This window comes from Phyllobacterium myrsinacearum (genome assembly GCF_014138285.1).
Lineage (GTDB): Bacteria > Pseudomonadota > Alphaproteobacteria > Rhizobiales > Rhizobiaceae > Phyllobacterium > Phyllobacterium myrsinacearum_A.
In genome coordinates this window covers 88,409-113,091 of sequence record NZ_JACGXN010000011.1, presented here as the reverse complement: position 1 = coordinate 113,091, position 24,683 = coordinate 88,409, and the positions used below count along the sequence as shown (strand labels likewise).

22 protein-coding genes and 1 pseudogene are annotated in these 24,683 nt (G+C 54.9%); 7 read left to right on the top strand and 16 right to left on the bottom strand.

Features of this window, described 5'->3' with window-relative positions:
• Positions 1-278: 278 nt before the first annotated feature.
• Positions 279-443: a WGR domain-containing protein gene (locus FHW16_RS23425; RefSeq protein WP_432652077.1), complete on the top strand. Its 165-nt coding sequence runs from the start codon at positions 279-281 to the stop codon at positions 441-443.
• 170 nt (positions 444-613) lie between these two features.
• Here FHW16_RS23425 and greA read toward each other — a convergent pair whose 3' ends face one another.
• The 4 genes and pseudogenes from greA to FHW16_RS23405 form a co-directional block, all read right to left on the bottom strand.
• Positions 614-1,096 (bottom strand): transcription elongation factor GreA, encoded by a 483-nt coding sequence (greA, locus tag FHW16_RS23420; RefSeq protein ID WP_182551709.1) that lies wholly within the window; start codon positions 1,094-1,096, stop codon positions 614-616.
• A gap of 162 nt (positions 1,097-1,258) precedes the next feature.
• Positions 1,259-2,206 (bottom strand): MYG1 family protein, encoded by a 948-nt coding sequence (locus FHW16_RS23415; protein WP_182551708.1) that lies wholly within the window; start codon positions 2,204-2,206, stop codon positions 1,259-1,261.
• 564 nt (positions 2,207-2,770) lie between these two features.
• Positions 2,771-3,097 carry a DUF736 family protein gene (locus FHW16_RS23410; protein ID WP_182551707.1) on the bottom strand — a complete coding sequence of 109 codons (327 nt, stop codon included), beginning with the start codon at positions 3,095-3,097 and terminating at the stop codon, positions 2,771-2,773.
• Positions 3,098-3,808: 711 nt separating this feature from the next.
• A pseudogene (locus FHW16_RS23405) lies at positions 3,809-3,916 on the bottom strand (IS5/IS1182 family transposase); the annotation flags it as partial.
• A gap of 51 nt (positions 3,917-3,967) precedes the next feature.
• Here FHW16_RS23405 and hxlB point away from each other — a divergent pair.
• A complete protein-coding gene (gene hxlB, locus FHW16_RS23400; protein ID WP_182551706.1) occupies positions 3,968-4,537 on the top strand; it encodes a 6-phospho-3-hexuloisomerase in 570 nt (189 codons plus the stop codon).
• 174 nt (positions 4,538-4,711) lie between these two features.
• On the opposite strand, the gene FHW16_RS23395 is transcribed toward hxlB, so the two are convergent.
• Positions 4,712-5,611, bottom strand: a complete 900-nt coding sequence (locus FHW16_RS23395; RefSeq protein WP_182551705.1) for a LysR family transcriptional regulator — start codon at positions 5,609-5,611, stop codon at positions 4,712-4,714.
• A 111-nt stretch (positions 5,612-5,722) separates the two neighbouring features.
• Between FHW16_RS23395 and FHW16_RS23390 the strand changes: the two genes are divergently transcribed.
• The 5 genes from FHW16_RS23390 (at position 5,723) to FHW16_RS23370 (ending at position 10,702) form a co-directional block, all read left to right on the top strand.
• Positions 5,723-6,805 (top strand): 4-oxalomesaconate tautomerase, encoded by a 1,083-nt coding sequence (locus FHW16_RS23390; protein ID WP_182551704.1) that lies wholly within the window; start codon positions 5,723-5,725, stop codon positions 6,803-6,805.
• Between the two features lie 48 nt (positions 6,806-6,853).
• Positions 6,854-7,855, top strand: coding sequence for an ABC transporter substrate-binding protein (locus tag FHW16_RS23385; RefSeq protein WP_182551703.1), 1,002 nt, complete (start codon positions 6,854-6,856; stop codon positions 7,853-7,855).
• Between the two features lie 11 nt (positions 7,856-7,866).
• On the top strand, positions 7,867-8,697 hold the full coding sequence (locus tag FHW16_RS23380) for an ABC transporter ATP-binding protein (RefSeq protein ID WP_182551702.1): 831 nt from the start codon (positions 7,867-7,869) through the stop codon (positions 8,695-8,697).
• On the top strand, positions 8,681-9,457 hold the full coding sequence (locus FHW16_RS23375) for an ABC transporter permease (RefSeq protein WP_182551701.1): 777 nt from the start codon (positions 8,681-8,683) through the stop codon (positions 9,455-9,457). The genes FHW16_RS23380 and FHW16_RS23375 overlap by 17 nt, the downstream gene beginning before the upstream one ends.
• Before the next feature lie 327 nt (positions 9,458-9,784).
• On the top strand, positions 9,785-10,702 hold the full coding sequence (locus FHW16_RS23370) for a LysR family transcriptional regulator (RefSeq protein WP_182551700.1): 918 nt from the start codon (positions 9,785-9,787) through the stop codon (positions 10,700-10,702).
• A 14-nt stretch (positions 10,703-10,716) separates the two neighbouring features.
• Here FHW16_RS23370 and FHW16_RS23365 read toward each other — a convergent pair whose 3' ends face one another.
• The 11 genes from FHW16_RS23365 to FHW16_RS23315 all read right to left on the bottom strand — a co-directional run bounded on the left by FHW16_RS23365 (position 10,717) and on the right by FHW16_RS23315 (position 24,649).
• Positions 10,717-12,069: an MmgE/PrpD family protein gene (locus tag FHW16_RS23365; protein WP_182551699.1), complete on the bottom strand. Its 1,353-nt coding sequence runs from the start codon at positions 12,067-12,069 to the stop codon at positions 10,717-10,719.
• 38 nt (positions 12,070-12,107) lie between these two features.
• Entirely contained in the window at positions 12,108-13,097 is a 990-nt protein-coding gene (locus FHW16_RS23360; RefSeq protein WP_182551698.1) for a serine hydrolase domain-containing protein, read from the bottom strand.
• Positions 13,094-13,876 (bottom strand): ABC transporter ATP-binding protein, encoded by a 783-nt coding sequence (locus FHW16_RS23355; protein ID WP_210278249.1) that lies wholly within the window; start codon positions 13,874-13,876, stop codon positions 13,094-13,096. The genes FHW16_RS23360 and FHW16_RS23355 overlap by 4 nt, the downstream gene beginning before the upstream one ends.
• Positions 13,873-14,739, bottom strand: a complete 867-nt coding sequence (locus FHW16_RS23350) for an ABC transporter ATP-binding protein (RefSeq protein WP_182551696.1) — start codon at positions 14,737-14,739, stop codon at positions 13,873-13,875. Before FHW16_RS23350 ends, FHW16_RS23355 begins: the two co-directional genes overlap by 4 nt.
• Positions 14,732-15,664 (bottom strand): nickel transporter permease, encoded by a 933-nt coding sequence (nikC, locus tag FHW16_RS23345; protein ID WP_182551695.1) that lies wholly within the window; start codon positions 15,662-15,664, stop codon positions 14,732-14,734. The genes FHW16_RS23350 and nikC overlap by 8 nt, the downstream gene beginning before the upstream one ends.
• 8 nt (positions 15,665-15,672) lie before the next feature.
• Positions 15,673-16,734: an ABC transporter permease gene (locus FHW16_RS23340; protein WP_432652080.1), complete on the bottom strand. Its 1,062-nt coding sequence runs from the start codon at positions 16,732-16,734 to the stop codon at positions 15,673-15,675.
• 21 nt (positions 16,735-16,755) lie between these two features.
• Positions 16,756-18,393, bottom strand: a complete 1,638-nt coding sequence (locus tag FHW16_RS23335; RefSeq protein WP_182551693.1) for an ABC transporter substrate-binding protein — start codon at positions 18,391-18,393, stop codon at positions 16,756-16,758.
• A 98-nt stretch (positions 18,394-18,491) separates the two neighbouring features.
• Positions 18,492-19,919, bottom strand: a complete 1,428-nt coding sequence (locus FHW16_RS23330) for a M20 family metallopeptidase (RefSeq protein WP_182551692.1) — start codon at positions 19,917-19,919, stop codon at positions 18,492-18,494.
• Between the two features lie 45 nt (positions 19,920-19,964).
• Entirely contained in the window at positions 19,965-21,791 is a 1,827-nt protein-coding gene (locus FHW16_RS29230; RefSeq protein WP_348643928.1) for a S9 family peptidase, read from the bottom strand.
• Positions 21,788-22,756, bottom strand: a complete 969-nt coding sequence (gene pip, locus FHW16_RS23320) for a prolyl aminopeptidase (protein WP_182551691.1) — start codon at positions 22,754-22,756, stop codon at positions 21,788-21,790. The genes FHW16_RS29230 and pip overlap by 4 nt, the downstream gene beginning before the upstream one ends.
• Before the next feature lie 351 nt (positions 22,757-23,107).
• Positions 23,108-24,649 carry an FAD-dependent monooxygenase gene (locus tag FHW16_RS23315; protein WP_182551690.1) on the bottom strand — a complete coding sequence of 514 codons (1,542 nt, stop codon included), beginning with the start codon at positions 24,647-24,649 and terminating at the stop codon, positions 23,108-23,110.
• Positions 24,650-24,683 lie beyond the last annotated feature (34 nt).

Genomic DNA, 24,683 nt, shown 5'->3' with positions numbered 1-24,683 from the left:
ACTTGATCGTGGCTTCGGGGTTATTGGTGAAACGTCCATAGGAATAGTTATTTGATCCAAGACATGCTCGTAGCCAGGGACCTTGCCCGACCGAGACGCCGATCACGGTCAAGCTATTACAAATAACTCCAGTGTGCCACGCATAACGAACATGAATCGATGCCGTCACTTCGATTCAAAAGTCTCATTGGACGCGTGAAACTGAGGGCGTAATTCTGTATGAATGATGGTTCAACCTTATCATCTCCTATGTTGAGCGCATCGACCGTGAGAAAAACATGGCGCGGTTCTATGGGCTCGCCATCCGATGCTGGGATCGGATAGGAACACAGGGTCAGCAGAAGGTTCAGTTATTCAGTCATGAGACCGAGGCCGTTGACATATTTCTCGATCTCGCGCGCGTGAAAAGAAGAAGAGGTTATCGTCCGGGCCTGCAGCGTTAACAACGGCTTCACACCATAACGAGACTTACATTTCTTTAGCTTAGCGACAGCAACGATTACTACTGTGCAACTAGAGAATGATCGCATACCAAAGGGTTTGCGATAGCCATAAATTGGTCTGAGAATGCACCGTAGATTCGTTGCCGTCGCATGATGGCCATATGGGCGTTCTACGAGATGGCAATAATCTCGAGCTCTTGACCACCCACGTCTACTACATCACCGATAGCTTTACCCATGAGAAATCTTGCTACCGGGGATACGAAAGAAATCGATCCAGCCTTGGGGTCCGCTTCGTCCTCCCCCACGATGCGATATCTTTGCACGCGCCCATCGTCACGGCTAAAGGTCACTGTGCTCCCAAAGGCAACAGTGTCAATTGAAATAGGATCTGGGACAAGCTGGGCGGTGCGAACTCTTGCCGCAAGATAGCGCGTATCACGCAGCGGGTGTGCGGCTTGCCGCCGTCTTTCATTAACATCGTCAATTGCGCTCGTAGCTTCATAGGCCTTGCGAGCTTGTTGAAGTTGCAACTCGAGCGCCTTTAAACCCGCTTGCGTAACAAGGTTCGGGTAAGCTGAAATCAGACGGTCAGGTAGCAGGGTTTCCGAAGCAGTTTCGGAACTCTCTTCCTTGGTGAAAGCAACGGACAATCTCTAACTCCGTTTAGATGCAGCGCGCTCTTAAAGCACGGGCGATACCGTATATGTTTGTCACAACCATCAATACGAAAAGAATAGATGAACCGCCAATTTCGACCCCTGAACGGCTCGCAATCCTGCAGATCCTGCTTGACCGCTTGCGGATATACGAGTTTAGCGGCCGCTATTTGACCGATCCTCGATGGTGAGAGCCTCCCTTACCGCCAGTTCGGCCATAGCGAGAGCAGCTTCGCGGGACGTAGCTGCGGCAATGAAGCGGCCATTATGGCAAAAACTGGCACCAACTATGCCGCAAGCCGCCTCCAGATCACTATTGGTCAGACCAGCCCACGCTGCAGGCAGATCGGCCCGCAGCTCAAACCCCTCGTCCGCGCGGCGAATGCCGGTCAGGCACCAATCCCTTTCGCGCGGGTGAACGACAAATAGCAAGTGGTCGGCGCCCGCCTTCAATATGGCGGGACGGAAGGGCATTCCCATTGGGAGCTCCAGAATACGCCTTTGACCTGTATCTTTGATTGCCTGTTGTACAAGGGCCTCGGCCCGCAGTTTTGCGGCGCGTTGACCTATGCTTGCTTCGACAAAACTACGGGCAATGGCGAGGGCGTTGTGGAACCCGATATCTTCGGCCTCGGAGTTTGTCTCGTCGAAAACGGGTTTCAAGGTTTCCAGCAGAGCCGGCAACGTAAGCCCGGCCAGCCGCCCGGCAACCGAGGGGTTCAGCGCACCATTGTCCACCAGATCGACCGGCTGTACAAAGCTGGCATCGAAAGCGGCGTGTACCGCATCGATATGCGCTTCTGGAAGACCAGAGGCGGCAAGATAATCACGGCCATAGTGCTTCCAGATCAGTCCGAACGAACTGTACGGTTGACCATCTTCCCGCAGTGGTGCGCCACGCTGGTGATGATCGAAGATCCGCTCGGCAGCATCGTATACTCCGCCGACATCGTAGATAATGCGGTCTAAACCAGGTGCGATCCATTCCGGCGCCCTGCTACGGATGAGGCGAGCCTGTGGGAAAAGCCGGGTCAAAATAACGCTGGATAGCAGTTCATCGGCATGGAAGCCGCCGGAATGGGTGACAAGGAAATCTGGGACCATGCAGATATGCGCCTAACTGTTCGTGAAGAAGTGGTTTGCGGTGAGCATCAGATAACCATTGCTGGAAGCCATCTCAACCGGTCATTTGTTGATTTGGGTGGCATTGTTCTTACCGCGTGATCTCAGACGATTGTGCGCCTCCGCTGCCGGGCGTCAGGTCTCTGGCTATAGGCTTTTCTGCGATGAACGCAACACTGTCAGCCATACCAATTGCTTGTGCCTTCATTTTGGGCCGAGGCCAGAAATGCGGTTGTTTCGATAACTGTTTGCCAACTTCCGCACTTGCGTCAAGTGTTGCTACGGCTTCTCCATAGAGTGTGACAGGAGCGGCTTGCGTCGCCCCTCACCTGTCGTTCTCCCGTCTCTTCGAGATCATAGGCGCTTCCGTGCCCCCTCAATGGTCGAACAATCGGTCCATAGGCTTGCCGGGTACACAGATCCATCACCTGCCATGTAACATTCTTTGAGGGTTCGATCGTGTTGGTCATCGCTCGCATCCTTTCGATTTTCGTTGACGCTTTCAACGAAAAAGACCCCTTACGGGGCCTTCTTCTGCTTCGGGAATCAATCCCAAGGTATGACCGCCATGAGCGTTGTGTCGTCCTGTCCGGGGTATCTCCCGAGGTTGGCGTTGAGCTTGTCGTAGCCGGTGTTGATGGACACGGTGTAGTAAGTTGTGCCCTTGCCGGTGCTTGTCTTTTCCCAGATGCCGCCGATTTCGATCCTGCGGCCGCGGGGTGTCTTGGCGAAGAGCTTGAAGACCGGAGCCTTCGGGTTGTCGCTGTTCAGCTTCTCGCCTGTGATGTCGATGTCGAAGGCTACGGTGGCAATGTTGCCGGTGAGTGTATTGTCTTCGTTGATCTGGATGAAGTTAACGAGGGTATCGGTCATCGCGTTTGCTCCTTTGTTCGCGTTGTCGATGGACACGTTCAAGGACCGGCAAAAGGCCGGGATGCATCGGAACGACCGAAACGCATGTGAAGGACGGCCGGGGGCGAAGCGAGGCCGCAGGCTGAAGCGGATGATTTTGCCTCGCGAGGAATGACCCATGGTCAGGGGAAAATCATTCGGACTCGCCGTTGCTTACCGGACAGCCGGTTCTAGTGATCCATTACAAGACAACGCGCCGAACAAGAGCAGTAATAGCGTGATTTCGGCTACCCTCAGTACATTCAGAGCAATGGGGACGGCACATCTTCATCATCCATGATTCCTGCCACGCGGTTTTCATATTGTCTGCCACGGGCCAGCATCACAACGAGACAAGACGGAAAGATCGGACTTCTACAACGCTATTCAGCTGATCCACCCAAGCTACTGGCCCGATCAGTTGGTGCAACGTGCGAAAGACGGCCGGGATGGTCCGCGACTCCAAAACCACATCGACCCACACTATGACAAGCCATTCGCCATAAACTCGCGCTGTTCCAATAAACCGGATGATCTCGCCTTAATTGGCGTTCATGCCGATTGAGGGCAAATCATGAGGAGCCCAGCAATGGGTTTTTTTGTACGGGAGGGTCAAGGAATGCAGATTGACCGGTGTGAGGCGCTGGTGCATGGATCTGGAATTGAACGAATGGAGATCTTTGAAACAACTGATCATGCCGTGGCTGCCTTTCGGCGGACGGATTTCGGGCGTGCGCAGTCAAGCATGCGGTTGAGAACGGCGCTGCCGATGGCGACTTCGGTGTGCTGACCAGAAAAGCTGATAGGCTCGACATTTGAGATCAAACCGTTTGTGTCCGGGGAGGAAAACCGATGACAGATTTTCAATCAGAGGCGCGTCTGTACAGGCGGGCAATGCAGGATATTGGCCAGGCTGCCGAGGGTATTGATGATACTGTTGTCGATCGAATCGTAGACGCCATATCCACGGCACGCCATGTGAGCGTATTTGGCTGCGGGCGTGAGGGATTACAAGTACGCGGTTTCGCCATGCGGCTCTTTCATTTGGGGCAATCGGTATCCGTTGTCGGCGAAATGGTAACACCGGCAATCGGAAAAGGTGACCTGTTCCTGGTAACGGCCGGGCCGGGAGATCTTGCCACGGCATCCGCTTTGGTAGAGGTGGCAAAAAACGCGGGTGCCCGGGTGATTACGATTACCGCTCAACCACAAGGACGGGTACCTCAAGCGTCAGATGAGGTTCTGGTGATCCCTGCTCAGACAATGGCAAATGATCGGGATTCCGATCGCTCCCTGCTGCCCATGGGCTCGGTTTTCGAAGGAGCTCTGTTCGTGCTTTTTGAGGTCATGATTCTTAAACTCAAGGCAAAGCTGGGGGTTTCAGACGAGACTATGCGCAGCAATCACACCAATCTTGAATAAGCCAAGATGGATATGCGACTTCTCCGGTATTTCGTTGCCTGTTCTGAATGCAAGACCGTGCACGCTGATGCTGAAACTGCTGGTGTCTCACAAGCGCGGCCATTCCGGTCATTTTGTGCACCTCGCCCCAATCAACAGACAAAGTCGCAACCCGAACGCCAATTCTGCATGCATCTAGCCTTCCGACCACGTACCGATCAGCATGTTCAGAAACCGTTCGGCAGCCGGTGACAATGTTCCTCCCCGCCGCCTGACAACACCAATGGTTCGCGAAATTTCCGGATTGCGGATCGGGCGGGTTACAAGGAACGGATGCTCGTCCTGTGGCGTTGCCAGCTTGGGCAGCACGGAAATCCCCAATCCAGCTTCGACCAAACCCAGCGATGTCGACAAGTGTGTCACCTCGTAAAACCAGCGTAGTTTCAGATTGGATTTTGCCAGCGCCGCATCCAGAAGGGTCCGGTTGCCACTGGACCGGTGGACCGTGATGAGGGGGTAAGGCGTCAGGTCTTCCCATCCCAGTTCGCTCTTGGCCGCAAGCGGGTGGTCCTTGCGTGCCGCAAGCACGAATGGGTCCTCGATCAACCGGTCGAAAATCAGATCGGGGTCCGCTGCACCCATGATGTTAATACCGAATTCCACTTCGCCACGGGCAACGGCCAAAAGCCCGTCAGTCGCGGGAAGATCAAGAATACGGAACCGGATGTGCGGATACTCTGCGTTGAACTGCTTGATAACAGTTGGCAAGAAATAGAAAGCGGCCGTGGGCAGGCAGGCGATGGTTACAAGCCCACTGCGCTGGGCTCCGATGTCACGCACCGCAAAGAGCGAGCCGTCAAACTCCTCCAGCATACGCTGAACGAGCGGAATGAGCTCACTCCCCACCGCCGTTGCCGACACATGGCGTGTGGTCCGCTCCAGAAGCGGCGCACCAATTGTTGCCTCCAGCTTCTGAATGCGGCGGCTCAATGCGGGCTGCGAGAGATTAAGCGCTTCTGCTGCCCGGTGAAAGCTCTCCAGTTCCACCACAGCGAGAAATGCCCGCAGATCAAGTATCTCACAATTAATGCTCATATCGCATCAATCCTCATAAACTTTGCATTTCACATATCAATTATCTTACCGCAAAATGCAATAAATCAACAGATTGTTTTGTTGAACGCATGAATTAAAGAGCATTGAGCCATGAATGACCTTATTCGCATACCCTGTGTCCTGATGAGAGGCGGTACGTCCAAGGGTCCTTTTTTCCTGGCGTCTGATCTTCCATCCAATCCGCGTCAGCGCGATCAGATTCTACTGTCCGTGATGGGTTCCGGCCATCCCCTGCAAATCGACGGTATTGGCGGCGGCAACCCCGTCACCAGCAAAGTTGCAATCGTCGGCCCGGCAACCGTACCGGGCGCAGATGTCGACTACCTCTTTGCCCAGGTTCGCATTGATCAGCAAATGGTCGATACATCGCCCAACTGCGGCAACATGCTCGCGGCAGTCGGTCCGTTTGCCATCGAAGCCGGTCTTGTCAAAACGACAGGACCGATAACGCGGGTGCGGATACACAACGTCAATACGGGCAAGCTAATCGAGGCGGAGGTTCCAACGCCCGAAGGCCGTGTTGCTTATCTCGGTGACGCATCTATTGACGGGGTACCCGGACACGCTGCGCCGATTGCCCTGACGTTCATGGATGCAGCCGGTGCGCGGACGGGCAGTCTCTTCCCGACTGGGCAGACGCGCGAGTTTATCGACGGTATTGATGTCACCTGCATCGATTGCGCCATGCCCATGATGATCCTCGAAGCCGCCGCCATCGGAGCAACCGGCTATGAGACCGCAGCCGAACTCAACGCCAACTACGTCTTACGCGAGCGGCTGGAAAATTTGCGGCTGCAAGCGGGTCAGCGCATGGGGATGGGAGACGTACGGGCGCAAGTCACGCCGAAGCCTGTACTGATCTCAAAGCCAAAAGCAGGCGGCGATCTGAATGTACGCTACTTCATGCCGCACGAATGCCACCCCTCGCTTGCCACAACGGGAGCCGTTGGCATTGCCACGGCTTGCATCAGTGACAACACCGTCGCATCGGCTTTGATCGGCGAGCGCAAGCCTCCCGTTGTCCTTATTCTCGAACATCCAAGCGGACGCTTGGAGGTAAAGCTGGATTCGCGGGATGGCAAAACGGTGGCCGGCATATTGAGGACCGCCCGCCGCCTGTTCGAGGGCCAGGTCTTTGCAAAACCTGTGGCGCAAATGGTTTGCGCGGCATAATTGAACGCGGTTGCCGGGAGGGCAATCGCACATCTGGGAGAAAATACCATGCATAAACTTATGCTCGCTTTGGCGGCGACTGTTGCATTTACAGGGTCAGCGTTCGCCGAACCTGTCCGCATCAGCGTCGGCTCTTACAATCTCAACAATCTGCCATTTCCGGTCGCGTCAGGCCTGGGTCTTTACGAAAAAGAAGGCCTTGATGTCACCGTCGAGAATTTCGCCTCGGGCGGTTCCAAGACACTGCAGGCGCTTGTCGCCGGTTCCACCGACATAGCCGTTGGCTTCTACGACCACACGATCCAGATGCAGGCACAAAAGAAAGACGTCGTTGGCATTGTCTTGCTGGCGCGAAATTCGGGTCTGGTGCTTGCAGGCGGCAAGAACACAACGTTTGATCCGGCAAAGCCAGAAACCATCAAGGGAGCGAAGATCGGCATCACCGCCCCCGGTTCCTCATCTGATTTCTTCGTTCGATATTATCTGCAGCGTCACAAGCTCTCGGCCGATGACGTATCCCTCATCGGTGTCGGCTCGGGCTCCGCAGCCGTTGCTGCCCTCGAACAGGGAAAGGTTGACCTGCTGGTGAACTACGATCCGGCCGCTACCTTCATTGAAGCCAAAGCCGTCGGCAAAATCCTGATTGACGCGCGCAGTGACGAAGGCGCCAAGGAGATTTACGGCGGCATCTATCCGACCTCCGTTCTCTATGCCACGCAATCCTACATCGACAAGAATCCGGAAACGATCCAAAAAGTCGTCAACGCGACCGTCAAGGCACTCGAATGGATGAACAAAAGCGCACCGGAGGAGATCGTTCAAAAGCTCCCCGAAGCGTTCATTTCCGGAGACCGCGATACCTACGTGAAGGCCGTGGCAAATGCCAAGCCGATCTTCTCCGTCGATGGCCGCTTCGATGAAACCGACGTTGAAACTCCGCTGGCTGTTCTGAAGAGCTTCAATGACAAGGTGGCCGCAACGGACATCGATCTGAAGAAAACTTACACGAACAATTTTGTCGACAAAGCGCCCCGCGAAGGCACGAACTGAGGGAGAAGACCATGGCCCTGGCAATGGTAAAACCGGTTGTGCCGGCAACAGTCGAGCAACAACGAAAAGCGATGGTATCCATCGATTCCGTGACGATATCATTTGGCACGTTCGTTGCGGTGGAGAATGTCAATCTGACCGTGGCCGACGGAGAGTTTCTCGCCATCGTCGGCCCCACCGGGTGCGGCAAGAGTACGATACTGAACGCTATTGCCGGACTGCTCAAGCCATCGGGCGGCCGCGTTTCGATCGACGGCAATCCGGTGTCGGGCATTCAGAACGATATCGGTTACCTCTTCCAGCAGGATGCCTTGCTGCCCTGGAAAACATCTATCGAGAATGTGGAACTCGGATTGTTGTTCAAGGGCGTCGCAACAGCAGAACGCCGGGAACGGTCGATGATATGGCTTGCCAAAGTTGGGCTGAAAGGCTTCGAACATCGATACCCGCATCAGCTTTCCGGCGGTCAGCGAAAGCGTGTGCAGATGGCACAGGCACTGATCAGCGGCCCGAAAGTCATTTTGATGGACGAGCCTTTCTCAGCGCTTGATATTCATACCCGGCATTTGATGCAGAACGAACTTCTGCGCCTCTGGCAGGAAGAGCGCCGTGCCGTCGTGATGATCACGCATGATCTGGAAGAAGCAATAGCGCTTGGTGACCGGGTGGCAGTGCTCGCCGCCGGTCCCCGCAGCCGGGTTATCGACAGCTTCGATGTAGATCTTGCGCGGCCCCGCGACGTCGCTGAAATCAAACTGGATCCGCGGTTCATGGATCTGTACCGCAATATCTGGGCGTCGCTGCGCGGCGAAGTGGAGAAGAGCTATGAACGTCGCGACTGAACGACTTATTCAACTGGGTTTGCTTGTTGCCATTCTGGGCGGCTGGCAATTGGGGGTTTCAACCGGCGTCATCGACGTCTTCTTCTTTCCGGCACCGATCGACATTTTCAACCAGATTGTCACCTGGATCATCGATCCCAATTTCTATCGTCACGTCACGATCACGCTGACGGAAACCGTGCTCGGCTATGTCATAGGAACGGGGCTTGGCGTTGCAGCTGGCGTATGGCTTGGTCTCAGCCGCAGTGCTGCCCGCATTCTTGACCCTTTCATCAAAGGCCTGAATGCCATCCCTCGCGTTGTACTGGCACCAATCTTTGTTCTTTGGCTTGGACTTGGCCTCTGGTCGAAAGTGGCGCTTGCCGTCACACTCGTTTTCTTCATCACATTCTTCAATGCAATGCAGGGCGTGCGTGAAGTCAATCCGGTGGTCCTGGCCAATGCCCGCATTCTCGGGGCAAAGCGTTCGGAACTTCTGCGTCATGTTTATTTTCCCGCTGCGGCAAGCTGGATCCTGTCCTCTTTGCGCACCTCGGTCGGGTTTGCGGTCGTTGGTGCCATCATTGGTGAATACCTCGGCGCATCCGCGGGCCTTGGTTATCTGATTGCCCAGGCTGAAGGCAATTTCGATGCCGTTGGCGTCTTTGCCGGCATCATCATCCTGGCCATATTCGTTCTCGTCATTGACCGCGTGCTTGATGTGGTGGAAAGCCGCCTGATCAAGTGGCGGCCGAATGCTGCAGAAGAACGCACGGCCTGACTTAATCGACGACACAGGCTCAGCAAGGCATCATTGTTGCCGGCCTGTGTCGCAAAGCTTCCAGATGGACACAAGAAACGGCGCAATATCCGCTTGTCACGCAGCAGTGACGATTAACGGCGGCTACGTGCAGAGCAAACCTATATTTGCAGATCAGGCTGCGAGTGCAGCCAGCACGGTGTCCGAATGAATGATCAATTTCGTGCCAAATCCATAGTTTGTGACACAACAAGCTTTAAAGCGCATGTTGCATTCGCGTCGAAACCCGCAGAAGATATTCCACCAGTTGATGAAGGGTGTGCCACTTGAAATTGAAAGGCTGAATGCTTGGAACTCAAATGGTTTGAAGACTTTGTCAGCTTGGCGCGTTGCCTAAACTTTTCGAGAGCGGCGAGTGAGCGCAATATAACACAACCAGCTTTGAGCCGCCGTATCAAGCAGCTCGAAGATTGGCTGGGTGCTTCTCTGATTTCTCGCAAGACATATCCGGTGCAGCTTACCCCGGAAGGCCAGGAATTCTTTGCCAAGGCAACGGAGATTATGTCCACCCTTTCAGAACTGCGAAGCAGCATGCAGCAGCGTCATTTTCACAATGCCGATACACTCACTTTTGCAACGTTGAACACACTCTCACTTACTTTTTTCCCCCACTGGATTAAGTCCGCTGGATTTGCGACCCGGACACGTTTTTCCGAACCGAAGTCATCGTTTCTCGGGAATATTTCGTCACTTTTCAACGGCGAGAGTGATTTTTTATTAACTTACGCGCATGATTCAATTCCCTCAATGAAGCAACTTGAGGGATATGCTTTCCTGCCGCTCGGTCAGGAGAAAGTCATCCCGGTATGTGCTCCGGATATAACAGGGAAGCCGCTTCATCCATTGACCACGGGTCAAAGACCAATCGAGTATCTCAGCTATGGCGATTGCTCCTTCTTCGCCCACATGCTCAATCACGTATTTTCGCGCAGGCCCTTACCGCTCAAAACCATTTATGAGAATGGAATGGCGGCTGGGCTCAAGGCAATGACGCTGTCTGGCAGCGGCGTTGCCTGGATACCTGAGAGCCTCATAAGGACGGAGCTTGCAACCGGCACTTTGGTCTGCGCGGGTGACCGCAGCTGGGAACTTCTCGTGGACATCAGAGTATATCGACCGCTCGTATTTCGCAGCAGGCATGCGGAACAGTTCTGGCGAAAAATCGTCACTCAGGAGCAAGCTGTCGCCGAGCTCGCAGCTGAATAACACTGCCGGCTTTTTCACAGTGCAAAAACCGGTGTCAGAAAATGCATATCGTCCTGGTGTTCCAGCGCGCACAAACGTCTGTAGATATCCCTGCCGTTAGCCAGATTGCCACAACAGTCCATAAATTTTTTTTCGCGGTCCTGTGCGTCAAACGGGTCATCCAGTGCCCCCTTGGGTGCTTGCCGCTTTGCCTTCAATGTCCGTCCGTCAGCAAGGTGGATTGTTACGACGTGCGGTAACTTTGAACCACTGACAAGTTCCTGCTCTTCGGTATAGGGCGTCATGCTTACCCTGCCCATCAGTTCGACATCAGGATTGTTCCTCACCGCTTCCTGGGTGAAATCCGAAAGAACAAGAGAGTCGTTGCGCAGAATACGCGCCACACAATATTGCATGGAGAAACGCGCCTGCATTTCGTCCTGCGGCCGAGGATAGGAGAGGTTTCGCCAATTGGAAATGCCGACCAGCGTTTCAACTGACACGACATTATCAATCTCGAATTGCTCCAAGGCTTTCAGATCGAGAATTGCATCGCTTATCAGATGGGTAGAACCGCAGCATGGGTGACGCTTGGGAAGGACACCAGCCGTTTCGATCGTGTGCTTTACGGTTGCTGCGATGGCCCTGGCGTCCCATTGGCCGGGATGGCGGCCTCCAAACAATTCGCGAAAACCTTGTTCACCCTCCAGAATATCGAACCGGCCAGTCATACCGCTTGCAGCCATCTTGGCCGCATCGATTGCATTGCGTGCAGCAAGTCCAGCATGAAGCGGTTTGATAGGCGTCCCAAACTGACCTTTCATGCCGGATGCCAGACTGACGGCATTGCTCAAGCTTCGGGCGATTCCGTCCGCATCGAGACCGATCAACCAGGCGATGCCGGCCGCAGTACCAATCGTACCGATTGTGGACGTGCCGTGCCAGCCCGCGGTATAGTGCGAAGACCCGACGCCATCACCGACGAAAGCTTGTGCCTGTAGGCCAATCAGATAGGCATCGATCAAAGAGCTGCCGCCAGCATTGCGGGCTTCTGCGATCGCAAGCAGCGCAGGTACCAGCACTGCGGACGCATGGCTCATACCAGGCAGAAAATTATCGTCATAATCGAGAGCGTGAGCAGCTGTGGCGTTGATCAACGCGGCGACCGCTTCATTGGCCTTTCCGCCACCAACAATGCTCGATGGACCGTCCGGTGTAAGATAACCAGCGAACGCGCGCCTTGCCGCTTGCGGAGAAAAATCACTTTGTCCCGCAAACATGCAGCCGATCGTGTCGGCAATTGCATGCTTTGCGTGTTCGCGTGCCCCGTGACTGAATTCTGTTTGCGAACTGCACCACGCAGCAATTGTTTCGATGATACTGGTCATCGCTGGTCCCGTTCAGTTATTGTGAAATTAGTGGCCCATCAGTTTCTACGGGCCGCGAGCAGAAGTTTGAGCAATTTGCCGAACTGGAACCGGTCTACTTCCCGGTCTGCAATATCCGTATTGACGCGATGAATGATGACAAGATCGAATGCCGGAATAATCAGGCAGAAATGACCGCCTGCACCAAGGGCGTGATAGCTGTCGTCAGGCAAAACAACCTCGGGAAACGCGATACCACTGCGGCAAATCCACCACATATAACCATAGGCGCCGCGTGTCCCGGCGTCGGAGTAGGGCAACACACTGGTTGTCACCCAGTCCCGGGGGATGATCTGCCGGCCGTTCCACTCCCCCTGTTGCAGAAACAACTGGCCGAAACGGGCAAGATCACGTGCCGACATGCGGAAAGGATAGGCAGGGTGCCACGAACATTCGTCGGGTTGCAGCCCCCCGTCCCTACGCTCCTCGTCATAGCGAAAATCCTCCATGCCGAGCGGCTTGGCGATAAGGTTATTGAAGGCATCGTGAATGTCGAAACCAGTCAACTGGGTGTAAATCGTACCCAGCGCGTTAAAATCCCAATTGCTGTAACACCAATGTGTTCCCGGAGCATGCGAATGGCGCGGGGGTTTGAGGGACCTCATCCACGCCGTCTCGTAACCTGCCGGGTGATAAATACCGGAACGGGCTGTCAGAAGATCAAAGATCGTTGCCTGTTTCTCGACAGAGCTCAGGCTCTCCTTGTCATCGATATCGAGTTGCTGCAGCGTCAGTGAGAGATCGATAGTGCCTTTTTCGACTGCAATGCCGATCAGTGCGCTGAGAAAACTCTTGCGCATGGAATGGCACTGATACCGACATTCAAGATCGCCGTAATTTGCAATCAATCTGTCGCCCTGTAAAACGATCAATGCATCACTTGCAATCGTGGCGGCATAGGCCCTCATCGCTTCCAGACCATGCCGTGACCAGCCACGCGTTTCTACATCCTCATCAAGGTTCAGGACCAAACCGTTCGAAGTGGTCATGATGCATATTCCATTGGCTTATAACCGATGCTGGCCGCGAGAAAGTTACGGCTGTATTCCTCCTTGACCTCCCCTGCCCGAATCCGCTCCACCGTCATTTCTTCCAGAATGCGGCCGCTGTGCATGATGGCGATACGTTCACAAAGATGCGTAACGACGGCAAGATCATGTGTGACCATCAGATAAGTGAGACCTCTCTCCCGCCGCAGCGTTTTCAGCAGATTAAGGATTTCTGCCTGTACCGAGACATCGAGGGCCGAGGTCGGTTCATCCAGCAGCAGAATTTCCGGCTCAATGATCAAGGCACGCGCAATGGCCACACGCTGTCTTTGACCGCCGGAAAGTTCGTGAGGGTAACGGTACCGGAAAGCCGATCCCAGCCCCACAGCGTCAAGCGCCGCACTGATCCTCTTCTGATGATTGTCGAAACCGTGAATAATCAACGATTCAAGCAAAACATTCTGCACCATCTTGCGGGGATGAAGCGAAGCATAGGGATCCTGAAATACCATCTGGACACGACGGAAAAATGCCTTGTCACGACGATGTCCCACCTCCTTATTGCCGGACAGGATTGATCCCGAGTAGTCGGGGTTCAATCCCGCAAGCGCACGCAGGATCGTTGACTTGCCGCAACCGGACTCGCCAATCAAACCAAACGCCTCTCCTCGATCGAGGAAGAACGACACATCGTTGACTGCGGTGGTTGACGTAGCACCACTTCCGAACGCGACAGTCAGGCCAACTGTTTCGATGATCTTGTCGGTTGTCACGTTCATACCCATTCCCCGCTTTTCAGAACAGGTCCGTTCAGCCACGCCGCATCACGCGTCGGGATTTGAAGCATGTCCACCGGACGATCTATGCGGGGCAGGCTTTCCAACAGCGCCTGCGTATAAGGGTGTTTGGCGTTGTGCAGCTCACTGGCGGGCAGATCCTCCATGATCCGTCCGGCATACATGACCAGAACGCGGTCGCAGAAATCCGCAACCAGATTGAGATCGTGGCTGATAAACATCAATCCTGCATTACGCCGGGTAATCAACTCGTCAAGAATACTCAACACTTGTCGGCGCACTGTTACGTCAAGTGCTGACGTAGGCTCATCTGCAATGATCAGATCAGGCTCCGGGATCAGCATCATAGCGATCATGATCCGTTGCCCCATGCCCCCGGAAACTTCGTGTGGCAGGAGTTGGAACACGCGATCCGGATTGCGAATGTGTACCGCCTCGAGCATTGCCAGTGCCTTTTCCCTGGCAATCTTCACGGTTGCCCGATGATGCAACCGATAGGCCTCCATGATCTGATGGCCGACCCGCATCAACGGATTGAGCGAGAATTTCGGATCCTGCATAATCATCGAAATACGGTTACCGCGGATTGTACGCATCTGGCGTTCGGAGGCCTCAAGCAGATCAATGCCATCGAACGACATTCTGTCGGCTGTTACCTTCGCCGCCTTGGCTGTCAATTTCAGTACAGAGCGCCCGGTAAGCGATTTGCCGGAACCGGATTCGCCAACAATGCCGACCTTTTCGCGCCCTATGCTGAAGGAGATACCCCGGACTGCATGGTTGACACGCTGTGCCGTATGAAAATTTACATTGAGATTTTCGACTCTGAGAAGAGGTTCAGCCATTGCGGGGATCCAGTACATCGCGCAAGCCGTCGCCAAGCAGATTGAAGGCAAGGCTGGTCAGGAGAATTGCACAACCAGGTATGGCGGCAATCCACCAGTTCGTCAGCATGAACTCCCGACCCGAGGAAAGCATGGTACCCCACTCCGGGCTGGGGGGCTGAGCACCCAATCCAAGAAAGCCGAGCCCCGCAGCAGTCAGAATAATCGCTGCCATATTGAGCGTTACCCGCACAACGACCGAGGACATGCACATCGGCACGATATGTCCAAGAATGATACGCAACGGCGAGGCGCCCTGAAGCCGGATCGCCGAGATGTAATCGGACTTGCGAATAGTCAAGGTTTCGGCGCGGGCGAGACGGGCAATTGGCGGCCATGAAGCCAGCGAAATAGCGATGATGGCATTCTGGATGCCCGGCCCCAGCGCCGCTACGAAAGCAAGCGCCAGAATGAGGCTTGGAAAAGCCAGAAATATATCAACGATACGCATCAGAACGATATCAACCCAGCCGCCGATGTAACCGGCACTCGTGCCTATCAGCAGGCCAATCGGGGCAACAATGATGGCTGTCAGACAAGCGATATAAAGCGTGATACGCGCGCCAAAGAGCAAACGGCTGTATATGTCGCGGCCGAGTTCGTCAGTACCCAGCCAATGAATGGCTGACGGGCGCATGAGACGTTGGGCAAGGTTCTGTTCGAAGATGTCATGCGTCGCGAGCAAAGGGGCAAATATAGCTACAGCGAGGATTGCCAGAATGACGCAAAGGCCGAAGAGAGCTGACGCATTGGACCGCAACCGCCACCATTTCAGCCAAAGTTGCTGTGTGCGAGCCTGGAACGGTGAGGTCGGCACAGGTGCGCGAAGCCATTCGCCAATGGTCGTCGGCAAAGGAGCGGAATTATCGATGATCTTGTCTGTCATGATTGTTCTCACCGGGTTCGAGGATCGCAGATGCGATAAAGAAGATCGCAGAGCAGATTGAGGCTGACGAAAATCACACCGACCAGCAGTGTACAGCCAACGACAGCATTCATATCTCCCGCCAACAGTGCATTGGTGAGATAACGGCCAAACCCGGGCCATGCGAACACCGTTTCCGTAAGGACGGCGCCTTCAAGCAGGAAGGCATAAGAAAGTGCAACGACCGTCACAACCTGTACGGCGATATTGCGAAAGGCGTGTCCCCACACTGTCCTGTGCCATGACAGACCCTTCACACGCGCGGCTACGATATATTCCTGGCTGAGCTGCTCGATCATGAAGCTGCGGGTCATGCGGCTGATATAGGCAAGCGCGCCAAACCCCAGAATCGATGCAGGCAGGATGATGTGGCTGAAGACATTGCGGAAGACGTCCCAATTGCCTGCCATTGCAGTATCGAGCAGGTAGAAACCGGTGACCGGTTGGATATCGAATTCATAAATGAGATCGATGCGGCCAGGCCCGCCGATCCATCCCAGCCCCGCATAGAAAAGTACAAGCCCCATCAGGCCCAGCCAGAAATTGGGAGCGGAGTAACCGAGAAGCCCAATGAACCGTATCGTGTGATCAATCCAGGAATTGCGGTACATCGCAGCCAGAACCCCTGCGGGGATTCCCAGCCCTGTGCCGATAACGATAGCCACGCTTGCCAGCTCCAGCGTCGCCGGAAAAACCCGGGCGATATCGTCGATAACCGGCTTCCCGGTTGTCAGAGCCTGTCCGAGATCTAAAGACAGAATGCCTTTGATATACACGCCGAACTGATACCAAAGAGGTTTATCCAGCCCGAGCTGGCGAACCATGTTGTCATAAGCTTCCTGCGTTGAATTATCTCCAAGAATGGCAACAACAGGATCGATTGGCAAAAGCCGGCCAATGAAAAAGGTCAGGGCTGCCAGCCCTAGAAGGGTAACGCAGACAGAAAGAAGCGTTTTCCCGGCGAATGTGACCCAGGACGGCAGCAGTTTCCGTCGCGTCCCCGCAATCGCGCGGGGCGCTGTTTGTGTAATGTCCACCATTGGTCGCGCCCCCTATTTATGGGCTGAACTGTAGTAGACGCGAAAGCCGTTCCACGACCAGTCCTTAACCTTGTCGCTTGCGCCTATGATGTTATACATCTGGAACATGACCGCCATGGGTCCCTTTTCCATCACATCCTTTTGCAGACTAAAATAGAGCTGGTTACGCTTTTCGGGGTCACCTTCCAGCAATGCTTGCTGAACGCGGGCATTGAAATCTTCATTCTGGAACGATGCCCTCCATGCCGGAATTTGGGTCAGCTTGGCTTCGGCACGGTTATCGGGGTTGTAGACCAGACGCGACGCGTTGCCATGTGCATCGGGCACACCTGTCTGCCATGCCAACATGCCGCTCTTGAATTCGCGTCCACGGATGCGGCTGAAAAGCTGAGCATTGGCCATCCGTTCAAGATTGAGCTTCACGCCGACCTTAGCCGCATTCTGTTGAATACTTTGAGCAATCGGCGCCGAGTGCGGCAGTGTTCCGAAGAGAACATTGCTCTCGAAGCCATTTGGATAGCCGGCTTCAGTCAGCAGCTGTTTGGCTTTGTCGAGATCGAGAGAGAAAGGCTGACCTTCCTTCTCGTCAAGAGCACCGATGGCGCCGATCTGGGCGAAACTTGCGCGCGGTACACCCAGATAAGGCATTACCGATTTGGCCAGGCCGTCATAGTCGATAAGGTAACGCATGGCGAGACGCACCTTCTCGTCTTTAAAAACCGGATCTGCGGCATTGAAAACCCAGAAGAACAGTTGCGGCTTCAACACCTTTTTGATTTCTATGCCAGGCTTTCCGTCAAGGTCGGCCAGATCGTCAGGCGAAAGATCGCGCGCTATGTCGACGTCGCCTTGGGTCAACAGCAAACGCTGTGTGCCAGGCTCGGCAACGTGACGGATCAGAATGCGTTGAAGCTTCGGCTTTTCACCCCAATAATTGTCATTTGCCTGTAGCACGATCGACTCGCCGGCATTCCATTGGGCAAGTCTGTAAGGACCGACACAGGCTGTATTGGTGGCGAGATACTTATTTCCAAGATCACCGTTCACCTGCTTTTCCATGAGGAGCTTCATGTCCATCAGGCCAGACACGCGATTGGCGCCGATCGCCTGCAGGATGAGGTTCGTCGGATAAGGTTTATCCAGTTTCATGACCAGCGTATTGTCGTCAGTCGCAACGATGCGCTCTTTCACATTCTCCTTATTGAAACCGTATTCGGTAAGGGTCGCGGCATTCCCGAATCCAAGCGTGACGACGCGCTGCATCGACCATGCAAGTTCATGCGCTGTTGCCGGGTTACCCGAAGGCAGGGTGAGACCCGCATTGAGATGAAAAGTGATCTGTTGCCGGTCCTGCGATACATCCCAGGTTTTCGCCAGACCCGGCACGACCTTCGACTCGTCAGACGGGTCAAAATCCACGAGGGAATCGCAGGTGTTCTGAATCAGTTCATTGGTAACCACTTCACCAACCTGAGCCGGATCAAACGTGCTGATGGCGTCAATGTTCCACGCCATGACAAGCGCCGAACCCGGTGTCGCGGCCCGTCCAGCCAACGGTAGGGCGGCAAGCCCAATGGCAGCCCCTGCGATGGTCGCGGTCAGTGTTCTCCTCAATCGTCGAAAAGTCTTTCCATTTCTCAATTTGCTCATTTCGGATCCCTCTGGAATTTGATTTTTATGATTGGAGCAGGTTGGAAATACCGATCCGGATAGCGATATCCGCAACCGGATCGGTGCATTGCTTCCCCTCAGGCAGCGTCTTGTTTTGGTTGCAGGGGCGGCTTCACATCGGCAGGGATGGGACAGACATAGGGTGTCTTGCCAAGGCGGTCCTGATGGTCTTTCTTCGCTCGCGCCATCAGGGTTTCGTCGTTGATCAGGTCAAGCGCGGTGGCAGCCATGACTTTCGCGACGTAGACCATGCCTTTGTGGGCCGCTGCCATTTTGCCTTGAGATGTAATCTGCCAGGAATGCCCCGGCGTGCCGATTGCGTGAGTGGTGGCATGTGCCTGAACAGTGGGCATGACCCAGCTCACATCGCCAACATCGGTGGAACCAACCATAGGTTCGCCGCGTACGTCCAGCGGAACGATGAAATCGCAAAGCGGTGTATTCGCCCTCCTTGCAACACCGACCCGGGCATAGTCATTATCGATATCGTTGTCGCTCAAAGTTGCCTGAATTTTCGCGGCAAAAGCTTTATCGGCATCATCAAAGGGAACAGGGCCAAGCCGTTCAATGTTACGCTGCATCGCCTCTTCCAAGGGCCGATTTGGCAGAAGGTTGGAAACCGCGCTCATGATGCTGATAGAAACCTTGGTTTCGGTCATCAGCGCGGCACCTTCAGCGATTTTCTTGACACGCTCGTTCAAGGCAAGCATTCCCGAAAGATCGCGTGCACGGATTGCATAACGCACGGCAGCGGTGGCCTGCACAACATTTGGCGCGATACCGCCGGAATCAAGCATGGCATAATGGATGCGCGCGTCGGACGGCATGTGTTCGCGCATATAGTTGACGCCAACATTCATCAGTTCGACCGCATCGAGCGCGCTGCGTCCAAGATGTGGCGCGGCTGATGCATGGGAAGCTCGTCCCGTGAACTTGAAATCCATGCGTGTATTGGCCAGAGAGTGTGCACGCGCCACTTCCGTGAAGGAGGCTGGATGCCAGGTGATCGCGATATCTACATTGTTGAAAGCCCCTTCACGGGCCATAAATGATTTTGCCGCACCGCCTTCTTCTGCAGGACAACCATAATAGCGGACGCGGCCCGGCGTTCCTGTCTCTGCAAGCCAGTCTTTGATTGCCGTTGCGGCAAGCATTGCAGCCGACCCGAGTAGATTGTGACCACACCCATGGCCATGGCCATTACCGGGAACCGGGCGTGGTTCAGCAACACCGGCTTCCTGGCTCAAGCCTGGAAGAGCGTCATACTCTCCCAGAATAGCGATGATCGGGCCTCTCTCTCCCGCCTCTCCCATGACAGCGGTAGGAATGCCAGCCACATTCTCGGTCACGCGGAAGCCCTGTTGCTTGAGCATGGCAGTGTGTTCGGCAACCGAACGATACTCGGTGTAGGCAATCTCTGGCATGCCCCATATGCGATCGCTCAAAGCTTCAAAAATGGCCTTCTTGGTATCAACCAGGTCCCATACAATCTCAGAATTTTTCATCGCTTTCCTCGCTTCAAATATTGATGTCGCGCCATCTTCAAGGCTTCACAGATACTGTTCGATGAAATCGGCCAGTGCGCAGAAGACCTCATGCTTGTGTTCAATCCGGCTGAACCCGTGTCCCGCATGCGGGATGCGCAGGTATGTGACAGGACGTCCCAGTCCGCGCAGGCAGGAATAAACCATCTCGCTTTCGCCCGGCGGCACGCGTGGATCATCCATCCCTTGCACAACCATCAGCGGAGCACTGATGTTGCCAATGCTGTTGATTGGGGAAAAACGTTCCAGCTCGGCCGGCATTGTTTCGACGTCGCCATACTCTGCCGCACGCAAATAGCTTCGCCATGGGCCGGTCGTTTGCAACAATGTCTTGAAATTGGCGATGCCGTAGAACTCGATCCCGCACTTCCACAGATCAGGGTATTCAGTCATGGCGGAAAGTACCATGAACCCGCCATAGGAACGGCCGAACACCGCAACGCGGCTATCGTCGGCCTTTCCGAATTCCCGCACCCAAAGACGCACCGCCTTCAGATCGGCAACACTGTCCATTCGCAATTCTCGGTCATCAAGGTGACACCAGACTTTACCATAGCCCGTGCTGCCGCGAACATTGGGAGCAACCACCATAACGCCTTGCGCCAACAGGTATTGGATGTCGGCACGAAATGTCGGAATCCACTGCGCCTCTGGTCCACCATGCACAATGATGACCGCAGGATAACCGGCTTCCGGTGAGGGACCGGCCGGGAGATAGACGAGGAACGGCACTTCAGCGCCATCGAAACTTGTTGTGCGCTTTGCCACCGGTTCAACAAAGTTTGACACATCGATGTTGAATTGTTCGCGACGTGTCAGATTGCTAAAGCTCTTCGCCGCACACTCGTAACGCCAAATGTCAGGTGGCGTGGATGCCCCTTCAAGCGAAAAGACAAGACTGGCACTATCCTTACTCCAAACAATCCCATCGACAACACCGGGTGGATGCCCTTCAACGTGGGTTTCAGCCTGGGTACCCAGATCATGGATGTGTATACTGCTCCAACCATCTGTATTGGCGACATATGCAAGCTTCGTCTTGTCGGAAGAAAGAGCTATCGCCTCTATATCCCGCCCTTCCAGCCGGATACACCACTCAAGCGCGGCGCGTGGAATGGAGTAGAAGGCGACACCCTGGAACTCGCTGTCCTGATCGGTAATGAGAAAGAAACCATCGGCCGCCATTTTCGGCGCCAAATAGCGTGAATACCCTCTGTGCGGAAGCAAAGGCTCATACGTTCCGGTTTCAAGGTTCAGCAGATAGAGGTCCTGATCGCGCATCGAACGACGGGAATCGCGAACCAGCAAATGTTTATTATCGGGCAAGAACGCCAACGGCTCGCGGTACCGGTCTGCCTGAAGCACCATACGCGGCGTGAGCGTTGCCATGTCCATCACATATAGGTCGATATGTCGGCGGTCACGGGCATTTGAGCCATAGGCAATTCGCAGTCCATCCGGAGACCAACTTCCCCAGACGTTGACGACCGTTGGATCCGTGGTCAGCGCGACCGGCGTGTCTGATCCTTCTTTCAGCAACCAGAGTTGATGACGCTCGTCGCCGCCGGAATCCACTGTGAAAAGCATGTTCCGGCTGACTGGACTGAAGGAAAGTGCACCAACCGGCTCGGCCATATGCGTGAGCTGCCGCGCCAAGCCACCGGACAACGACTTAACCCAGATCTGATTGAATCCGCTTTCATCGCTCAGATAGGCCATCAACTGCCCGTCGAATGATAGAGCCGGCGATTTCGATGAAAGGATATCGAAATAACGGGTAATCGATATGAAAGATGGTTCCGGCTCAACGGAATGAAGTATTGCTGTTGTCACGCTGCGCTCCTCGCCAATTTTTCTGCAAGACGATCAGTGGCCTGCCTAAGCGCTGTGACCATGGGTTCGACCGTCGATTGATGATTGGCGTCAGTCACAACTTTAAACCCAGCCTCGGGCCATGCCGTTTTAAGCGCCCATGCCGCCGACATGGGTGTCACGGTGTCATAACGGCCCTGGACGATTTCGCATGGCAGATGCCGGATGGAATCGATATTGCGTATGAGTTGCTTCTCGGCCATGAAGGCACCGTTTATGCAGTAATGTGTAAACAATCGCGAGACGGCCAGCGCGGCCTGAGGATGCGTGAGTGAGCGGACATGCTCGGGATCTGGATGAAAAGTCTGCGTGAAGCCTGAAAAAGTTCGCAAACGGATCGCGGCATCAAGTTCGGTCTTGCTGTCGCCGCAGGTAAGCCATTCGTAATAGGCGGGCAACAGGGCATGGCGTCTTTCAACGGCCACAGGAGCCGCAAACTCTTCCCAATAATCAGGGAAGATCGTGCGGCTTCCCTGAAACCACCACTCAATCTCGTGTGGTGCAGCGAGAAAGATACCGTTTAACCGGAAGCCGAGGCAGCGTTGCGGGAAACTCTGCCCGTAGGCCAATGCAAGACAGCTTCCCCACGACCCACCCGCCACAATCCAGGTATCGATCTCAAGATGCACGCGAATTTTCTCAATATCGGCGATCAGATCCTGCGTGGTGTTCCTTTCGATACTGGCATGTGGCGTGGATTTACCTGAACCCCTCTGGTCGAACAGAATGACCCGAAAGACGTCGTGATCGAATGTTGCCGCGTGCTTGACATTCAGTCCCGCGCCCGGCCCGCCGTGCAGAAAAATCACGGGCACCCCCTTTGGGTTTCCATGTTCCTCGATATACAGATTGTGCAGATCATCGACCTGCAACCTATACAAGCAGGCCGCGTTGGTACGATCAACTTTGTCCGCGGCAGAATCCATGCCGATCCCCAGAATGCTTGAAACCTGAATATGCTCGCGGGACTGGGCGCAGATATAATGCCTATATTTTACGCGAGCCTATTTTCTAGACATCTGAATGGATGAGTCCGAAAAAATCCAATGCATAATTTCTCACAACTATTCCAAAATGGAATAGTTGTGAGGTCAACGCACTTTTAGGAATGGGTTCAGGCAATAGGCGAAATCGCGGACCGAGCGACCATGGCAACGTTCACACGCTTTGGCTGCGTGACCATCGTTGGACGGTCCTGTTGCAGATGGTAGAGTTCACCCCGATGCCAACTCTCACTTTCGTCAACTCCCGGGTGATATTTCGCTCTTCACGTATTTCTAAACTTTGCCGAACCATCGCGATGCAGCCTGTACAACTTCCTCCTGGTTCGGAGCAGCCTCACTGACCCAGGCGACGATGCCATCGGGGCGCACCAGCACGGCGCTCAAGCCAAGCCTATCCTTGACATCACTTGCAACGTACAAGATCCGGCCATTCCAGCGGTTTGCAAGCCCCTGAAGCGGTGCACCAGGGTCGAAGTCCAGTAAAATGCCCGTCCCGTTTCTGAGATAGTCTCCGAGCTTCGTCCCGTCCGCCAGCTCGAAGTCGGGACTACTGCGGCCGACCAGCGGGTGACTGCCGCCAAGATCATAGCGCAGAGACACGCCCCAGATCCGCTCGGAAAAGTATGTCGCCCCGTCGCGTGTCTCGATAAGATCACGGATGATCGCTTCAAGCGCGCGCGAACTCCGGCTTGGCCGCATGAGTGCCACCTGGGCCCGCGACCAGTCAAGTATCTGCGATCCCACCGGATGCCGTTCGGCAAAATAGCTATCGAGCAGACCGTCCGGCGCGTCGGCACGGACAGTAGCTGCCAGCTTCCATCCAAGATTCATCGCGTCGCCGAGCCCGAGGTTCAACCCCTGGCCACCCAGAGGGGAATGAATGTGTGCGGCATCGCCGGCAAGCAGCACCCGCCCGTTGCGATAAACCGTCGCCTGGTAGGCGCGGTCCGTCCACGTGGTAGCAAGCTGGAGCGCCGTCAAAGTGACATCGGTGCCGGAGATATGGCGCAATACGGTCTGCACGTGCTCAAGTGTAACCGGTTGGGTCCGGTGAAAAGCGCCTCCGTCGAAATCGACAATCGCAATGGTCCCGGGCTTTTGATAAGTGTACATGCCTGTCGGCGTATAATGCCGGCCTGGGACAAGCTTATCCGGATCAGCCATTTCGACTTCAACGGAATAGCCGGTGAACTCGGGTTCGGTACCGACGAACTCAAAGCCGCCAGCCTTGCGCACGGTGCTGCGGCCACCATCGCATCCAACGAGCCAGCGTCCGCGAAAGGTCTCAACACCCGCACGAATAATCACCTCGTCATCCAACTGGTCGAAGGCTTCCACACCAAGGCCGCGCCTGACCCCTACCCCCATCGCGCTCGCGCGAGCGGCAAGGACAGATTCGATATGCTGCATGCTGGTGGCCAAGTTGGTGGTAGCCGGACTCGGAAGGCGATACGGCCACTTCGAGGTGTCGATATTGTCGTGAAAGAACTGGATGCCGGCGAAATGGCCGCCCGGACGGCGCGGCTGTTGCATCCAGTGCGCGGCAGTCGTAGCACTGCTGTCGCCCGATGAACCTTTCGCGTGTTGCGGCGGCGTGATGTCGTCCAGCAAGCCACGACGGTACAGGGCTTCAATAGTGGGCGCAGACAGGCCGCGCATCCCGAAGGGAAGCCCTTTTAAGGGGGACTGCGGGTCTTCGGCCTGCTCCAGCACCAACACCGAGAGATCAGCAAGGCGCAACTCACAGGCGAGAAACAGGCCTACAGGACCTGCACCGGCAATCATAACATCATAAATCTTGGACAAATCACGCATGAACTACTCGCTTGGGTCGTTCGACCGGAGCAGT

Bases quoted from the DNA above. Each gene is read 5' to 3' on its own strand.
- FHW16_RS23425 (WP_432652077.1), top strand. From the start codon at position 279: ATGGCGCGGTTCTATGGGCTCGCCATCCGATGCTGGGATCGGATAGGA.
- FHW16_RS23415 (WP_182551708.1), bottom strand. From the start codon at position 2,206: ATGGTCCCAGATTTCCTTGTCACCCATTCCGGCGGCTTCCATGCCGAT.
- FHW16_RS23410 (WP_182551707.1), bottom strand. From the start codon at position 3,097: ATGACCGATACCCTCGTTAACTTCATCCAGATCAACGAAGACAATACA.
- hxlB (WP_182551706.1), top strand. From the start codon at position 3,968: ATGACAGATTTTCAATCAGAGGCGCGTCTGTACAGGCGGGCAATGCAG.
- FHW16_RS23395 (WP_182551705.1), bottom strand. From the start codon at position 5,611: ATGAGCATTAATTGTGAGATACTTGATCTGCGGGCATTTCTCGCTGTG.
- FHW16_RS23390 (WP_182551704.1), top strand. From the start codon at position 5,723: ATGAATGACCTTATTCGCATACCCTGTGTCCTGATGAGAGGCGGTACG.
- FHW16_RS23385 (WP_182551703.1), top strand. From the start codon at position 6,854: ATGCATAAACTTATGCTCGCTTTGGCGGCGACTGTTGCATTTACAGGG.
- FHW16_RS23380 (WP_182551702.1), top strand. From the start codon at position 7,867: ATGGCCCTGGCAATGGTAAAACCGGTTGTGCCGGCAACAGTCGAGCAA.
- FHW16_RS23375 (WP_182551701.1), top strand. From the start codon at position 8,681: ATGAACGTCGCGACTGAACGACTTATTCAACTGGGTTTGCTTGTTGCC.
- FHW16_RS23365 (WP_182551699.1), bottom strand. From the start codon at position 12,069: ATGACCAGTATCATCGAAACAATTGCTGCGTGGTGCAGTTCGCAAACA.
- FHW16_RS23360 (WP_182551698.1), bottom strand. From the start codon at position 13,097: ATGACCACTTCGAACGGTTTGGTCCTGAACCTTGATGAGGATGTAGAA.
- FHW16_RS23355 (WP_210278249.1), bottom strand. From the start codon at position 13,876: ATGAACGTGACAACCGACAAGATCATCGAAACAGTTGGCCTGACTGTC.
- FHW16_RS23350 (WP_182551696.1), bottom strand. From the start codon at position 14,739: ATGGCTGAACCTCTTCTCAGAGTCGAAAATCTCAATGTAAATTTTCAT.
- nikC (WP_182551695.1), bottom strand. From the start codon at position 15,664: ATGACAGACAAGATCATCGATAATTCCGCTCCTTTGCCGACGACCATT.
- FHW16_RS23335 (WP_182551693.1), bottom strand. From the start codon at position 18,393: ATGAGCAAATTGAGAAATGGAAAGACTTTTCGACGATTGAGGAGAACA.
- FHW16_RS23330 (WP_182551692.1), bottom strand. From the start codon at position 19,919: ATGAAAAATTCTGAGATTGTATGGGACCTGGTTGATACCAAGAAGGCC.
- pip (WP_182551691.1), bottom strand. From the start codon at position 22,756: ATGGATTCTGCCGCGGACAAAGTTGATCGTACCAACGCGGCCTGCTTG.
- FHW16_RS23315 (WP_182551690.1), bottom strand. From the start codon at position 24,649: ATGCGTGATTTGTCCAAGATTTATGATGTTATGATTGCCGGTGCAGGT.